We start from the raw sequence: 14578 nt of genomic DNA, 5'->3' as shown, positions 1-14578 counted from the left end.
CGAATGAATGGGGTGCTTTTTTTGATGTCTACAGCTATTTCCCAGCATGTGGGGATTTTTCGTTGTCCAATTTGCCAGGCGGCTATGCAAAACGTACCTGCAACCAGTTTGGTATGCAATAATCATCATTGCTTTGATTTATCCAAGCACGGCTATGTTCACTTGGCTGCGCGAACCTACAAAACAAAGTATGACAGGCAATTGTTTGCAGCGAGAAGGGCGATCATGGAGCAAGGTTTTTTTGATCCATTGTATGAGGTGTTGAGTGAGGTCATCCTGCACACGACAGAACCTGAGGAAAGCCGGATGTACGTACTGGATGCAGGATGTGGCGAGGGCTATCATCTGACGCAGGTTCGGAAGAGGGTGATGCAAACAAGCGAAGCCTCCTTTATCGGAGTGGGTGTCGATCTCGCGAAAGAGGGAGTTATGCTTGCGGCAAAGAACGATCCAGAAGTAGTTTGGTGCGTCGGTGATTTGACGAAGGCGCCGTTTGCCGACAGACAGTTCCACTCCATTTTAAATCTGTTATCTCCGTGTCATTCCAGAGGCCAACTATTTGCGAGAGCTACGAGAAGTCTTGTATCAAGAGTCACCCAAAACAAAATATGCGAATCATCGTACGATCGAGCACTTCAAAGCCAGCTTCCAGCTAATCGGCAAGGAACGGGTTCAGTATCAGTTCCGACTGGATGAAGGAAGTCTTTCCTCTTTGCTCCAGATGACTCCGTTGGCGTGGGGGGCGACACCTGAGCAGTTGAGCCGGGTGTCTGATTTGGCAGGAGTGGACATGACGATAGACTTGGTTGTGTTGATTGGCAGGAAATAAAGCAGCGACTGTCCTGAGCGGGAATAATCCGTTCTGGACGGTCGCTTTTATATTTTTACATGGTCTTTGTTGACAGCGTTCTTTATTTTTTTGAAAATGAGTATGAATAGTCGGAAAATTGTCGGAGGGATCGTATGGGGGCGGATCAGGATGAGGCTTCCTTTTTGCGTGTAAAACCTTTTCTCGCGGATATCCAAAAGCATTGCTTGTCCCTCACGAAAAACGACTGGGATGCGCAGGATCTCCTGCAAGATACATTGACGAAGGTGTATCGTTCCTTACAGAAGGCTCCAGACAGAGAACTAACCAAGGCATTTTTGAGGCAAATTGCCACGAATGCTTGGATCGATCATTGCCGAAAAGTAAAGGCGAATGAGCATCCCGCTCTGTTTGATGAAGCGAACTATCTGCATCAATCCACTGTATCCGATACGTTTGTGCAGAGAGAGATGTTCGAGCAACTGGCTGATCGTCTAAATGCCAGACAGATGGTGCTGATTCTCATGATGGACATTTTTTCGTTTACGGCGCAGGAAACAGCCACATTGCTACATACGACAGTAGGGGCAGTGAAAGAAGGGTTCAAGAGGGCTCGCCAGCGCTTGTTCGTGTTGGCTGAGCAAACCAGACAGGATGAAAGCCCATCCAGCAAAAAGAAAATCGACAAAGCTGGACGTCGTGATTCATCCGAATTTATTTCAAAAGAAGGGTTCGAGCAATTTTTGGCTGCCTTTCGTGCGGGGGATGCTTATGCGATTTGTCAAACGTATCTGCGCCTCGCCGAACAGGGCGTGAGCGTGGAAAAGGTTTCGGTAGCAGGCGATCGCCTTTTCTTTGCTGTTCGTGACCCGGATGGACATTTGCTGCATTTTTTTCAGAAATGGTAGAGGTACCCGTTTCTTTTTGTTCTTTTCTTTCGTTCATGAGGGTGAAAGTACATATTTGAAATAAAGGAGCGAACACAAATGAGTATCCATGTGCGTAATTTTGCGGTTGTACAGCTACCTGTCAAAAACTTGGAGGTATCCGTAAAGTGGTACCGCGATGTACTCGGCATTCCGTTTACTTTCGAATTTTCACCTGGAGACAATGAAGCTTGGTTGAACGTAGGCGGAGTAGGTCTCGGGCTCATTCGTTGTCCAGAAGTTCCGCGTTTGGATTTTACTGATATGTCAGGACAAGCCCAGCCAATCATCTCCTTGCAGGTAGACCAAATCCATGAGGTTTATGAGGAGTTGAAAAGCAAAGGAATCGAAGTAAGTGAAATGACGTATAAGCGAGGCGGAGGTTACAGCTTTAGATTTCGTGATCCAGATGGGCATGTGAACCACCTATGGGGTGGATGGCCTTCCGCTGAGGATGAAGAGAATAACGCATAGAGTTCTTCTATCACTCAAAATGCCACCTGTGAGAGTTATGCAGGTGGTTATTCTTGTCAACGGGGCCGCGGTGGAGAGAAGAATACTTCCAGTCTATGCCCCGGCAGGAAAGGTTTTCATCTGTTATCACGATACCGGGGAGATCAAGTTATTAGCGGATTCATTCGAAGCGCTGATCGAGGAAAACTTTTATGAATGGTGAGTAGTCAAGTTCGGTCATAAGCAAAAAAGACTGGCGGTAAAGTGCCGCGGCATATGTAAATATAAAGTCTTACTGTAAAGGAGTGTTTGCTGGTGAGCACCATATAAGGAACAGCGGACAGGAGCCATGGCTAAGACAGTTAAGCATGATCATGCATCACTTGAAAAGTGTTTGGAGGTCATCCGGAAGATGGACGGCTTCCTATGCAGCCAGATCAGTATTCAACATATGGATAAGATGATCATGATCGGCGGAGGCAGTCACCAGTTCATCGTTACTGTTGAGACAAACACGGCGATTCATAACCTTCTTAGTTTACAGGAGGAAGAAGAGGAATGGGGGCTTACGATGTATTGCTGGGGAAATTCACAGCCTTTGCCCCCTACGGTAGCGGCAATCGAATTTAAAGAAACTTGCTAGGACGATGCTGTGAAACCAAACAATAAAAATGGAAGCGACTATTAGGCTTACTGAAAAGTCAACATATACATCGAACTCAAAAATGGCCATCCGGCAAAAGATGGCCTTAAAGCTTAAAACGTGCTATCAACATTGCTTCACTTTATTCAGTAATTGCGTGCTGCGTCGAACCAGCGTTGAGCCATCTCCTCCGTAATAGGCTGGTCGATTAGGTGGTCAGACTGGCTTAGTTGCCATACAGCTTCACCGAGGTCTTCTCGTTCAATGGTCTCGATACCTTTGAGGGTGTTGAAACGCACGGTGAAGGCGGTAATGGCTGCCTCCGCATCAGCAAGGCTGCGGGCCTGGGCCAAGTCCGCTTGTGCAATGTCATAGGCTTCATTAGCCAGCTTGGCCAGACGTTTAGGCCAGGACGAAAATGGGCGGCCAAACTCGGTTGTCCACCACTCAGGCTTCCGTAATTGGCTCACGGAAGCGTAGCCCGTCCACGGGCGGGTGTTAGCTCGCGCTTTCATTTGCTGTCTCAGCCGCTTGCCCGTAATCTCCTCCACGTTAAAGGCGATAAATCTGTCAAGCAACGGCCACACATTTATTGGCGGCAAGTCACCCAGATCAGGCATGAAGCGCAGCTCCAAATTCGTTAACTGGGTCTGACGAGCTAGCAACTCCAAATCGCAGAAATTCCCCCATAAACTCAGTGATGTAAGATTCTGAAAACGTTCTATGCACTCCAGCGAGATAGGCTGTGCCAGCGGTTCGTTTTGAAGTGTTAAACTCGTGACCTGGTGCAGTTCGCCAAGATCGGGTAGCAAGAAGGGATCATTATTCTTGCGGCGGCTGGTACGCGGCTTCAGTGTCAGAGAGTATGGCATGTCGCCATCGACAGAGAAACGCGATAGATCGCCAGCTACACTCAGACGGAAATATTCAGAGACCTGGCGTTTCGGGAGCTGCAGATGCAAACGGCTTTCAAACTGGTCGAGTTCGATATGCAAGCCGTGCAATTTGGACAGGCTGGCGTCGACGTCTATGTCTTTAGGTAGGGTCGGAACCCATGACATTTCTTCAATGGGGCGTTCTTTGGCCCAGTCGAAAAAGCCCACATCGCTACCCGTGTAGTACAGAAATCGCGGCCATGGCGAGCCGGCTGGTGTGGCAAAGGAATCGAATACGTTCCAATTGATGGGCGTATAGGGATCGACGTGCAGGTCTGCTTTATTGCCCGATTGTGAAGGTCCAATGGAAAGACTGCCTACACCGGGCTTGATAACCAGTGTGTGGCTGTGAGGACCAGTCAGGTCGATGGGATAACGACCTTGCTTATGATTTGGCATTTTCTTCATCCTTTCAACCATATCAATACCTTGGAGTTTACTAAAAATATAGCATATAAAGCCAAACCGAGTTTGTCGTTACTAAAGTGGAGAGAAGAATATTTCCAGTCTACGCTCCGGGCTACGTCCTGCTAGGAAGTGTAGACTGTCCGCTCCGCAGCGATTTGCGGGGAAATGCAAAAGGGGTAGCCGCCTCGTCGCGTAGGCACGTTGCATTTCTTTTGCCCGCAAATCACTGCGAAGCTGGAGCGTTTTCTCCTGTTTCCTCCCACCACAGCAGCCGGAATAATAAGTATCAAAAAAAGACTCAAAGTATCAAATTGATACAATTCAATCTCATTTTGATACGATTACCACCGAAACAATAAGCCATCCACACCTCATTACCGTTGGCACGATCCTTGCTATATCAAGAAGGATGAAACCACCCAAGGAGGAACACATCTGATGGAAAAACGTCATCAACCACCAATCTACGTCGTAAAAAATAAGAGAAAAAATAGCGAGAGCTCTCGCATTCCTACCTATTTGACCGAAAAAGAAACCCGTTTTGCCAAAGCTTTTCACCAATCTCTCGCAAACTACGAGCCGACTCCCCTCGTTATATTGCCTGCGTTAGCGCATGAGCTGGGAGTAGGACAGGTCCTGGTAAAAGATGAATCCAAGCGATTTGGGCTCAATGCCTTCAAGGTTTTGGGAGCTTCTTACGCGATGGCTCGTTTCTTGTGCGATAAGCTGGGGAAATCGACAGAAGAGATGACCTTTGAAGCATTGTGTTCTCAAGAAATGAGAGAGCGAATCGGAGAAGTCACCTTCGTCACTGCGACAGATGGCAATCACGGACGGGCAGTTGCGTGGGCTGCCAAGGCGCTCGGACAGCATGCCGTTGTGTACCTGCCCAAAGGCTCCGCCCAGCAACGGGTAGATGCGATACGCGAGGCCGGGGCACACGCTCACGTCATCAATGGAAACTACGATGAAGCCGTGCGTCTTTCTGAACAAATGGCCAAAGAACGTGGTTGGCAAGTGATTCAAGATACGGCATGGGAAGGCTACACGACCATTCCCGCGTGGATCATGCAGGGCTATACAACAATGGCAGCAGAGGCCATGGAACAACTCTCAGCCCTCACCGACGCCAAACAGCCGACACATCTGTTCTTGCAGGCAGGTGTCGGTTCCATGGCCGCCGCAGTCTTGGGACATTTCGTAGCGGCGCAAGCAAACAAAGACCTGACAACCGTGATCGTCGAGCCGCATAGCGCCAATTGCATGGTCCTCTCAGCAGAAGAGAATGACGGGCAACCACATGCAGCTACGGGCGAGCTCGGAACCATCATGGCGGGTCTGGCATGCGGAGAACCGAATCCGATGGCATGGGAAATCTTGCGGGAGCATGCAGACTTCTTCGTCAGTTGTGCCGATTACGTGGCGGCAAACGGCATGCGTATACTTGCGGCACCGACTGGAACCGATCCTTCCATTGTGAGCGGGGAAAGTGGAGCAGTTGGGGTAGGTCTACTCGCTGCCTTGATGAGCAAGCCCATGTATCATCAACAGCGTGAGCAGCTTGGCTTGAATGAAAATTCCATTGTTTTGTGCTTTAGTACGGAAGGGGATACGGATCGGGATATCTATAGACGTATCATCTGGGAAGGCGCATGTCGACAAAAGGAGGATATGACAAAATGAACGTGACGATCAATCGAGACGAACTGATTTCATTGGTGCAGGATTTGATTCGGATTGATTCGGTGAACCCGTATCTGGATGAGGATGGACCGGGCGAAAAAGTGATCGCGGCTTTTATTCGCGAGCGTTTGGAGGCGGCTGGACTGGAGGTCCATGTCACACCTATTAACGACACAGCGGTCAATGTCGTCGGGACCCTACGGGGGACAGGCGGCGGCAAATCCTTGATGCTCAATGGACATATGGATACGGTAAGCGCCAAACGCATGGAGATTCCCCCGTTTGAGCCTACCCTTATGGACAACAAAATTTTCGGCAGAGGCAGTCAGGACATGAAGGGAAGTCTGGGGGCCATGATTGCCGCAGTAGAGGCAATCGCACAAGCAAAGGTTCCGTTAGCAGGAGATGTCATTTTGACTTTTGTCGCTGACGAGGAATATAAAAGCATCGGCACGGAGGAGCTAGTAAAGGCGTACAAAGCAGATGCGGCGATATGCTGTGAGCCTTCCGATCTGGCGATTGGCGTCGTTCACAGAGGATTTGCCTGGGTCAAATGCGAGGTGCTGGGAAAGGCAGCTCACGGAAGTCGTCCAGCAGAAGGGATTGATGCAATCGTTCGGGCGGGCAGAGTCCTGCAAGAGCTGGAGCGTCTCTCGGACAGGTTGGCTCAAGGCCCGGTTCATCCGATACTTGGTGCGGCATCTGTCCATGCTTCACTCATTCAGGGTGGAACGGAGCTGTCTACCTATCCAGACTATTGCCGTATCGACTGGGAGAGAAGGACGTTGCCGGGCGAAACAGAGGTAGACGTTGCAAATGAAATAAAAGCATTACTACAGAAGCTGCGTACTGAAGATGAGACGTTCCAAGCAAGCGCCGAGCTGTCATTTTTGCGAGAGCCGTTTGAAGTCGGGCTGGATGAACCTGTTTATGTAGCCCTTCAGGCCGCATGTAAGAGTGTGATGGGAAAGACACCCGATGTATGCGGATTCTCGGGATGGACGGATGCAGCATTATTGCAGGAAGCAGGAATCCCTACTGTTTTGTTTGGACCAGTGGGAGCTGGTCTGCATGCAGCAGTCGAATATGTAGAGGTGGATAGCGTAGTAGACATGAGTGCCATCTTGGTGGAGGCGATTTGTGATTTTTGCCGGTAAAAAATGCATAAGGGCAGGCTTCTCCTGTGATGCGCTATAATGGAGGCAAGAGATTGACGGGAGGGGAAGCCAGATGCCCTTGCGAGATATTCAAGAAAGTGTGCAACAGATTGCTTCGGCTGTTGCATCCGTTCTGCGCGTAGAGGTAGAGATTGCGGACAGTCAATTTTTACGGATCGCAGGGACGGGGAAGAATGAGGCTGGCGTTTTGCGGACGATGGCAGGAGAGGACCATATATACCGGGAGTCGTTGCTCGCTGGGCATCCTGTTGTGATTATGCATCCGGGGCAGGATGAGCGGTGCCGTCCTTGTATGCATTATGGAAATTGCAAGGAGACGGGAGAGATTTGTTGCCCGATACAATTAGACAATGAAAATATAGGTGTGATCGGCCTGCTCGCTTTCGATGAGGAGCAGCGTGAGCGGTTGTTTGCGGATGTGGATGCGATATTGACCTATTTGCAAAAAATGGCCGAGCTGATCGCCATTAAGCTAAAAGAGCACTATTTGTACGTCGAGCAGTTGCATACAGTAGAAAAGCTGCGTGTCGTCATGGATGAAATGGACAAGGCCATGCTTCTCGTCGATCAAGACAATCGGATCATTCAGGCGAACCAGCGTGCCCGGCAATATTTGCAGCTCGATCACGACGACAGTCAAACGGCAGAATGGATAGATGCTATTCGCCGTGCAGATGCCGCGCAATCTGCACCTAAGCAGGTCGTTTTGTCCATCGGGCAGGAAGCCAAGACATTTTTGTTTGCTATCAAGCCCATTCTACTGGCAGGAACGGTCAAAGAATGGGTGATTACGCTTGATGATGTACAGGAAGTCGTGCAAATTGCAAGGCAAGTGAGTGGATACTCGGAGCCAGACCCTTTTCAGATGATCGGTGGAAACAGTCCTGCGATCGTACAGGCAAAGGAAGTGGCAAAACGTGTGGCAGCCAGTGATTCGACTGTCCTGCTCCAAGGTGAAAGTGGTACTGGCAAGGAGCTCTTTGCCAAAGCCATTCATCAGGCAAGCCCGCGCCGAGACGAACCGTTCCTCTCGATTAATTGCGCGGCAATTCCTGAGCATTTAATAGAAAGCGAATTGTTCGGTTATGAGGAAGGCTCATTCACAGGAGCGCGAAAAGGTGGAAAGCCGGGATTGTTCGAGGTCGCAGGAAAAGGCACGCTGTTTCTCGATGAAATCGGGGATATGCCTATGCATTTACAAAGCAAGCTGCTGCGCGTGTTGCAAGAAAAGGAGCTGTTCCGAATCGGAGGTAACGGCAAGGCCATACGCTTAGCAGCAAGGATCATTGCAGCGACCCATCTGGATTTGCAGGAGCGGGTAGACGCGGGGTTGTTTCGGTTGGACCTGTACTATCGATTGCATGTGATTCCCATTTACTTGCCTTCGCTGCGAGAACGTAGAGAGGATATACTGCCTTTGGCAAACGATATCCTTTTGGCTCATGCGAATCGAGCGGGGAAGAAGATGCACGGCTTTTCCCAAGAGACGCAAAACGTCCTGTTTCATCACGATTGGAGAGGAAATGTCCGAGAGTTGGAAAATGTAATCGAGTACGCGGTCAATATGGAAGCAACTTCTTGGGTTCAGCCTGCGAGCTTGCCCATTCGAACGGGAATTCTACGAGAATCTTCCCCACATTCCGTAAAAGAAAGTCAGGGGCCATTCGACTGGCAAAAGCAAGGACTGATGCTGAAAGAATTGGAACGAGCAGCAATCAATACCGCGATGCAACAAATCCGGGATAGAAACGGACGAAAAGAAGAAGCAGCTACGCTATTAGGGATAAGTCGGGCAACGCTGTTTCGGAAACTGCGCGAGTACGGTCTCACCTGAACTTTGCTTCTGGCCAATTTTTTGGGATTGGGCGGATAATGTGTTATGATGGTTTCGATACGGGAAAATAGAATGGTAAAAGGAAGGAGTGCCAAAAGAAAATGAGAGAAGTTTTAGGATGGATTCGATCGATAACTTTTGCTGTCGTTTTCGCTCTTGTCCTCGGAATCTTTGTATTTCAACCGTTCAAGGTTGATGGGCATTCCATGGACCCAACCTTACAAGACGAGCAGCGCATATATGTGTCAAAACTATCACACACGTTTTCTTATTTGCCAGATTACGGCGATATTGTCGTGATCGACAGTCGGGTAGAGCGAGACCGTACTTTGATGGACGATATCGTGGGGCATCCATTGGTATCGCTGGTCACAGGTCAGGGCGATGACCACACAATGTATGTGAAGCGGGTCATTGGAAGACCAGGAGACGTACTAGAGTTCAAAGACAACAAGGTATATCGAAACGGTGAGGCATTAAACGAACCATACATCAAAGAAACGATGGAATACGTAGCGGACGGAAAGATCACGGTTCCAGCCAATCATGTTTATGTCATGGGGGATAACCGGAATAACAGCACAGATTCCCGCGATATTGGCTTTATTCCACTGGATCATGTGATGGGAACCATGATCGAAAATCCTCTTAAGAAGTAAAACGTGAAGGAGAAAAGGTTGTCCATTTATGGGCAACCTTTTTTTCGATGAAACAAACCTCTTCTTTCCTCGTCTTACGGGTAATAAATATGAGGGGGAAGAGGTGTAGTCCTTGAAAAAACAGTTTATCTTCACCAAGCTTTTATTAATAGGGATGCTTGTTTGTGCAACTACTGTAAGTGCACACTCTTCAAGTAACTCAAATGCGGGGTCCCACTATCATTTCATCCCGAACGCGAAACCAACCGACTGGCAGGACGCCAAGATCATGCCACTTCCAGATCCCGATGAGTGGAAGACCCATGTAAGACTTTTGAAGACGGACTGATAGCAGTCAATATGGTAAACTAATACCAGCCCCATTCTCTTTAGGGCTGGTATTTCTTTTCCGATTTAATTAGGTAATGGTCGAGGAGGACGGCTTATGCCCAGCATTTTGATAGCGGATCGGGACCAGAACGAACGAATCGGGATCGGATGGCTCGTCAATAGCTATGCCATTCCGTATGACAAGGTGCATAGTGCCGGGACCATGGAAGACGTTTTCGAAATGATGGAAGCGCATACACCGGAAGTGCTCTGTATTGAACTGGACATGATCGGGCGCGGGCAGTGGGACCGGCTGAAGCTTTTGGTGGATCAGTATCGTCCGACCGTTGTGGCGACCACATCAGAGGCGACGTTTGAGCGGGCAATGCAGGGGATTGGGCTTTTTGCACGCGATCTATGGCTGAAGCCACAGACACCGGAATACATCAGGAGAATCCTGACGAGATGCTGCCAGGAGCGCTTGGATCGGAAGCGAATGAGCGAAGAGAAGGGAACGGGATCGGACAATGCTAGGGATGTCTCGTATCTTGACCTGTTTTTCCCCGGGCATGCACAAGCCAAGTCTTATTCACTCATGCTGGCTCAACTGGAGGATCCGAAAAGGCATCCGGAACTGCTGCGCTTTTTTGAGGAATATCCGTTTCGCGACAAGCCCGATCTTTTGCCGCTAGGGGAGGCCATAGTGGGGGTATTTCCAGTGGATGCTGCGGTCTCGCCATCTACGCTCCACCAAATGGGCAAGCGTTTGCTGATGGATTGGGAAGCAAACCATGATGCGCCGCTCTTTTTGGTTATGTATGACGCAAGCAACCATGAGCAGAGCTTGAACGAAACGTATGAGGAAGCGAGCGAAGCGCTGCAAGTCCGCTTTTTCAAAGGATATCGGCAAGTGACAGTCGTGGATCATCGTGTGAATTGGACGATGATAGATCCATTTTTGACGCCAGCCGAACAGCGCGCGTGGGTTGAAATGCTGGATGAAGGCAATCGGGAAGAGTTGAAGCAGTGGCTGTATACACACTTCTTTTACAAGGAAGAGCCTTATCCAGAGCCGGGATTGTTGCGTATTCGGCTGACAAGTATTTTGGCCCAAGTCAGGCGCTACATGATATCACGAGGTCTTGACTCCGCATCTTTGGAAGAGGAGTATCACCGGGTTTTTGAAACAATTCTTTACTCGCCGATCTTGTATCGGATCGTGGTGGAACTGCTGCTGTTCATTAATCAGCTTCTTGATGCCGCCCATCATTCTGTCGACGAGTCTCGTGTAGATGTCGTGGAACAGGCGATTCGCTATATAGAAGGACGTTACACCGATCCTGCACTGCGCTTGGAGGAAGTCGCGCGTTATATCGACCGTAGCCCTTCCTATTTCAGTACACTGCTCGCACAAAAGCAAGGAAGCTCTTTTCGCCAGATACTCACATCCTTGCGAGTAAAAGAAGCACGCCGATTGCTTCTCGAGACATCCTTGTCTGTCCAAGAGGTGGCAGAGCGATGTGGTTTCATTAACGCCAATTATTTCAGTAAAATTTTTAAGGAAAAGACAGGGACAACTCCACGTTTGTTACGAAATCAGAAGAAAAGATAGAAATCGAAAGAAAAGACAGATTTTTTCGTCAAACCATGAATGCGGTTGCAAATGAATCGAAAATAGAGGCACCAAATCGAAAGCGCGGTGCCTTTTTTGTCTTTCCTTGCTTTTTTACAATGGAACTAAGAAGTACATCCTTTTAGAAAAGCAGGTGGGAATGATGACGACGACACAATCCGTTGAGCAAATGATCCAAGCCTTTTCAGGTACCCAATTACACACAAAGGGATGGGTGCAAGAAGCGGCGTTACGCATGCTTTTGAACAACCTCAATCCTGATGTAGCGGAGCGTACAGAGGATTTGGTCGTATACGGCGGAATTGGCAAGGCGGCACGGAACTGGGAATGCTTCAATGCGATTGTCAAAACATTGCAAACATTAGAGAGCGATGAAACACTCCTCATCCAGTCCGGGAAACCGGTTGCTGTATTCAAATCGCATACGGATGCGCCGCGTGTGCTGTTGGCTAACTCGAATCTGGTGCCTGCCTGGGCGAATTGGGAGCATTTCCACGAGCTGGACAAAAAGGGTTTGATGATGTACGGACAAATGACAGCGGGAAGCTGGATTTACATTGGCAGCCAGGGCATCGTGCAAGGAACGTACGAGACGTTTGCAGAACTGGCACGCCAGCATTTTGAAGGCACGCTGACCGGAACGATTACCGTGACTGCAGGCTTGGGTGGCATGGGTGGTGCGCAACCGTTGGCCGTATCGCTCAATGGTGGTGTCAGCATCAATATCGAGGTGGACCCAACCCGTATCCAACGCAGACTGGACACGAAATACCTGGATGTGATGACAGAAAGTCTGGACGAAGCGATCCGTTTGGCGGAAGAAGCGAAACGCGACAAAAAAGGCATTTCCATCGGGCTGTTAGGCAATGCACCTGAAGTGCTGAATGCCATGCTGGCTCGCGACTTTATCCCGGATGTGCTGACGGATCAGACCTCCTCGCATGATCCGCTCAACGGCTACATTCCCATCGGCATGTCACTGGAGCAAGCAGCCGAACTGCGGACACGCGATCCGAAAGCGTACGAATCTCGCGCAAAAGCAAGCATCGCTGAACACGTTCGCGCCATGCTCGCCATGCAGGAAAAAGGAGCAGTCACCTTCGACTATGGCAATAACATCAGGCAGGTGGCAAAAAACGAGGGTGTGGAGGATGCGTTCCGTTTCCCTGGCTTCGTGCCAGCCTATATCCGTCCGCAATTTTGTGAGGGCAAGGGGCCGTTCCGTTGGGTAGCACTGTCCGGTGACCCTGAGGATATTTACAAGACAGACGAAGTCATTCTGCGCGAGTTTTCCTACAACACGCATCTGTGCAACTGGATTCGCATGGCGCAGGAGCGCATTCAATTCCAGGGACTGCCTTCCCGCATTTGCTGGCTAGGCTATGGCGAGCGTGCACGCTTTGGTCAAATCATCAATGAGATGGTGGCGCGCGGTGAGCTATCAGCCCCTATCGTCATTGGACGTGACCATCTGGACTCCGGTTCTGTCGCTTCGCCAAACCGTGAGACAGAAGCGATGAAGGACGGTAGCGATGCGGTTGCAGACTGGCCGATTCTCAATGCCATGATCAATGCGGTAGGCGGAGCGAGCTGGGTATCGGTACACCATGGTGGCGGCGTTGGCATGGGCTACTCTCTCCACGCTGGAATGGTCATCGTGGCTGACGGAACACCAGAAGCAGCACGTCGTCTGGAGCGCGTCCTCACGACAGATCCAGGCATGGGCATCGTCCGACATGTCGATGCAGGGTATGACCTCGCGATTCAAACTGCCAAGGAAAAAGGCGTCCACATTCCGATGATGAAGGAGTAAGAGCCATGACTAAACCTGTATGGATTCGCCACGCCAGTCAGCTTGCCACGCTGGCTGGTGGCTCCTCTTCCCCTGTAGTAGGAGCGCAAATGAACGAGTTGTCGATCATCGAGGATGGAAGCATCTGGTTGGAAGACGGCGTTATCCAGCGTGTAGGAACAGATGAAGAGCTGGCGCTTTACTATCGAGACCGTGTGCATGAGGCGCAAATCATCGATGCTTCGGGTAAGCTGGTCACGCCAGGGCTGATTGATCCGCATACACATCTGGTGCACGCGGGCAGTCGGCAAAACGAGTTTAACATGCGGCTAAACGGTGCGACCTATATGGAGATTATGAACAATGGCGGCGGAATTCACTCGACTACTGCAGCGACACGCGCAGCTACCCACGAAGAGTTGTTTGCCCAGAGTAAGCAGCGTCTCGATCAATTTCTGCTGCATGGGGTCACAACCGTCGAGGCGAAAAGCGGCTATGGCCTGACATTGGAGGATGAGCTAAAGCAGCTCGAGGTCGCTAAGCAGTTGCATGAGGAACATTCCATCGACATCGTCAGTACTTTCATGGGTGCACATGCGGTGCCGCGCGAATACAAGGAAAACCCGGATGCATTTGTAGACGTGGTCATCGAGGAAATGATCCCAGAGGTCGCTCGTCGCAAGCTGGCTGTTTTTAATGATGTGTTTTGCGAAAGAGGTGTGTTTACCCCGGAACAGTCCCGACGCATTCTCGAAGCAGGGGTCCGTCATGGGTTGCTGCCGAAGATTCATGCGGACGAAATCGAACCATATGAAGGAGCAGAGCTGGCAGCTTCGGTTGGCGCGGTATCTGCGGATCATTTGTTACGTGCCTCTGACAAGGGGATTGAACAGATGGCTGAAGCGGGTGTCATCGCTGTGTTACTGCCCGGAACGGCGTTTTTCCTGATGGCAGAGTCTGCAAATGGCAGGAAAATGATTGATCGTGGTGTGGCTGTCGCGATTTCGACGGACTGCAATCCGGGCTCGTCTCCAACCGTTTCGCTCCCACTCATCATGAATCTGGGTTGCCTGAAAATGGGGATGACGCCAGCCGAGGTGCTGACGGCAGCTACTATCAATGCTGCTCACGCAATCCGCTGTGCGCATGAGGTGGGCAGCCTTGAGGTCGGGAAAAAAGCAGATGTCACGATTTTTGACGTTCCTGATTTCATGACCTTGCAATATCGATATGGAATCAACCACGTAAACACAGTAATCAAAAACGGAAATATTGTCGTTGCTGGGGGCAGACTGGCGTAAGACGAAAGAGAGCAAA

At 50.0% G+C, this 14578-nt stretch carries 12 protein-coding genes; 11 read left to right on the top strand and 1 reads right to left on the bottom strand.

The features are described from left to right. Nucleotides 1–24 precede the first annotated feature (24 nt). The 4 genes from ASG16_RS16960 (at nucleotide 25) to ASG16_RS16940 (ending at nucleotide 2830) form a co-directional block, all read left to right on the top strand. A complete protein-coding gene (locus ASG16_RS16960; protein WP_241970773.1) occupies nucleotides 25–696 on the top strand; it encodes a putative RNA methyltransferase in 672 nt (223 codons plus the stop codon). Between the two features lie 267 nt (nucleotides 697–963). Beyond that, nucleotides 964–1716 carry an RNA polymerase sigma factor gene (locus ASG16_RS16955; RefSeq protein ID WP_056489499.1) on the top strand — a complete coding sequence of 251 codons (753 nt, stop codon included), beginning with the start codon at nucleotides 964–966 and terminating at the stop codon, nucleotides 1714–1716. 78 nt (nucleotides 1717–1794) lie between these two features. Beyond that, complete coding sequence (locus tag ASG16_RS16950; RefSeq protein ID WP_048034056.1) at nucleotides 1795–2208, top strand: VOC family protein; 414 nt, start codon at nucleotides 1795–1797, stop codon at nucleotides 2206–2208. 328 nt (nucleotides 2209–2536) lie between these two features. Beyond that, nucleotides 2537–2830 (top strand): hypothetical protein, encoded by a 294-nt coding sequence (locus tag ASG16_RS16940; protein WP_111914440.1) that lies wholly within the window; start codon nucleotides 2537–2539, stop codon nucleotides 2828–2830. A 146-nt stretch (nucleotides 2831–2976) separates the two neighbouring features. Here the strand turns inward: ASG16_RS16940 and ASG16_RS16935 are convergent, their stop codons facing one another. Further along, nucleotides 2977–4173, bottom strand: a complete 1197-nt coding sequence (locus ASG16_RS16935) for a leucine-rich repeat domain-containing protein (protein ID WP_056489855.1) — start codon at nucleotides 4171–4173, stop codon at nucleotides 2977–2979. Between the two features lie 438 nt (nucleotides 4174–4611). Between ASG16_RS16935 and dpaL the strand changes: the two genes are divergently transcribed. From dpaL to hutI, 7 genes are all read left to right on the top strand, one after another. After that, the gene (gene dpaL, locus ASG16_RS16930; protein ID WP_056489493.1) at nucleotides 4612–5856 is read left to right on the top strand and encodes a diaminopropionate ammonia-lyase; all 1245 of its coding nucleotides are present in this window, start codon (nucleotides 4612–4614) and stop codon (nucleotides 5854–5856) included. Then, nucleotides 5853–7013 carry an ArgE/DapE family deacylase gene (locus ASG16_RS16925; RefSeq protein WP_056489491.1) on the top strand — a complete coding sequence of 387 codons (1161 nt, stop codon included), beginning with the start codon at nucleotides 5853–5855 and terminating at the stop codon, nucleotides 7011–7013. Before dpaL ends, ASG16_RS16925 begins: the two co-directional genes overlap by 4 nt. 73 nt (nucleotides 7014–7086) lie before the next feature. Beyond that, nucleotides 7087–8868 carry a sigma-54-dependent Fis family transcriptional regulator gene (locus tag ASG16_RS16920; RefSeq protein ID WP_056489489.1) on the top strand — a complete coding sequence of 594 codons (1782 nt, stop codon included), beginning with the start codon at nucleotides 7087–7089 and terminating at the stop codon, nucleotides 8866–8868. A gap of 101 nt (nucleotides 8869–8969) precedes the next feature. Next, nucleotides 8970–9527 (top strand): signal peptidase I, encoded by a 558-nt coding sequence (gene lepB, locus ASG16_RS16915; RefSeq protein ID WP_056489487.1) that lies wholly within the window; start codon nucleotides 8970–8972, stop codon nucleotides 9525–9527. Between the two features lie 424 nt (nucleotides 9528–9951). After that, entirely contained in the window at nucleotides 9952–11448 is a 1497-nt protein-coding gene (locus tag ASG16_RS16905) for a helix-turn-helix domain-containing protein (RefSeq protein ID WP_056489484.1), read from the top strand. Between the two features lie 163 nt (nucleotides 11449–11611). Then, a complete protein-coding gene (gene hutU, locus ASG16_RS16900) occupies nucleotides 11612–13282 on the top strand; it encodes a urocanate hydratase (protein ID WP_056489482.1) in 1671 nt (556 codons plus the stop codon). Nucleotides 13283–13287: 5 nt separating this feature from the next. After that, complete coding sequence (gene hutI / locus ASG16_RS16895; protein WP_056489481.1) at nucleotides 13288–14562, top strand: imidazolonepropionase; 1275 nt, start codon at nucleotides 13288–13290, stop codon at nucleotides 14560–14562. Nucleotides 14563–14578 lie beyond the last annotated feature (16 nt).

This window comes from Brevibacillus sp. Leaf182 (genome assembly GCF_001423865.2).
Taxonomy (GTDB): Bacteria; Bacillota; Bacilli; order Brevibacillales; family Brevibacillaceae; genus Brevibacillus; species Brevibacillus brevis_C.
This window is presented reverse-complemented; position numbering and strand designations above follow the sequence as displayed.

Coding starts and splice junctions, on each gene's coding strand:
- dpaL (WP_056489493.1), top strand. CDS start 4,612: ATGGAAAAACGTCATCAACCACCAATCTACGTCGTAAAAAATAAGAGA.
- ASG16_RS16905 (WP_056489484.1), top strand. CDS start 9,952: ATGCCCAGCATTTTGATAGCGGATCGGGACCAGAACGAACGAATCGGG.
- ASG16_RS16950 (WP_048034056.1), top strand. CDS start 1,795: ATGAGTATCCATGTGCGTAATTTTGCGGTTGTACAGCTACCTGTCAAA.
- hutI (WP_056489481.1), top strand. CDS start 13,288: ATGACTAAACCTGTATGGATTCGCCACGCCAGTCAGCTTGCCACGCTG.
- hutU (WP_056489482.1), top strand. CDS start 11,612: ATGACGACGACACAATCCGTTGAGCAAATGATCCAAGCCTTTTCAGGT.
- ASG16_RS16935 (WP_056489855.1), bottom strand. CDS start 4,173: ATGAAGAAAATGCCAAATCATAAGCAAGGTCGTTATCCCATCGACCTG.
- ASG16_RS16925 (WP_056489491.1), top strand. CDS start 5,853: ATGAACGTGACGATCAATCGAGACGAACTGATTTCATTGGTGCAGGAT.
- ASG16_RS16960 (WP_241970773.1), top strand. CDS start 25: ATGTCTACAGCTATTTCCCAGCATGTGGGGATTTTTCGTTGTCCAATT.
- ASG16_RS16940 (WP_111914440.1), top strand. CDS start 2,537: ATGGCTAAGACAGTTAAGCATGATCATGCATCACTTGAAAAGTGTTTG.
- ASG16_RS16920 (WP_056489489.1), top strand. CDS start 7,087: ATGCCCTTGCGAGATATTCAAGAAAGTGTGCAACAGATTGCTTCGGCT.
- ASG16_RS16955 (WP_056489499.1), top strand. CDS start 964: ATGGGGGCGGATCAGGATGAGGCTTCCTTTTTGCGTGTAAAACCTTTT.
- lepB (WP_056489487.1), top strand. CDS start 8,970: ATGAGAGAAGTTTTAGGATGGATTCGATCGATAACTTTTGCTGTCGTT.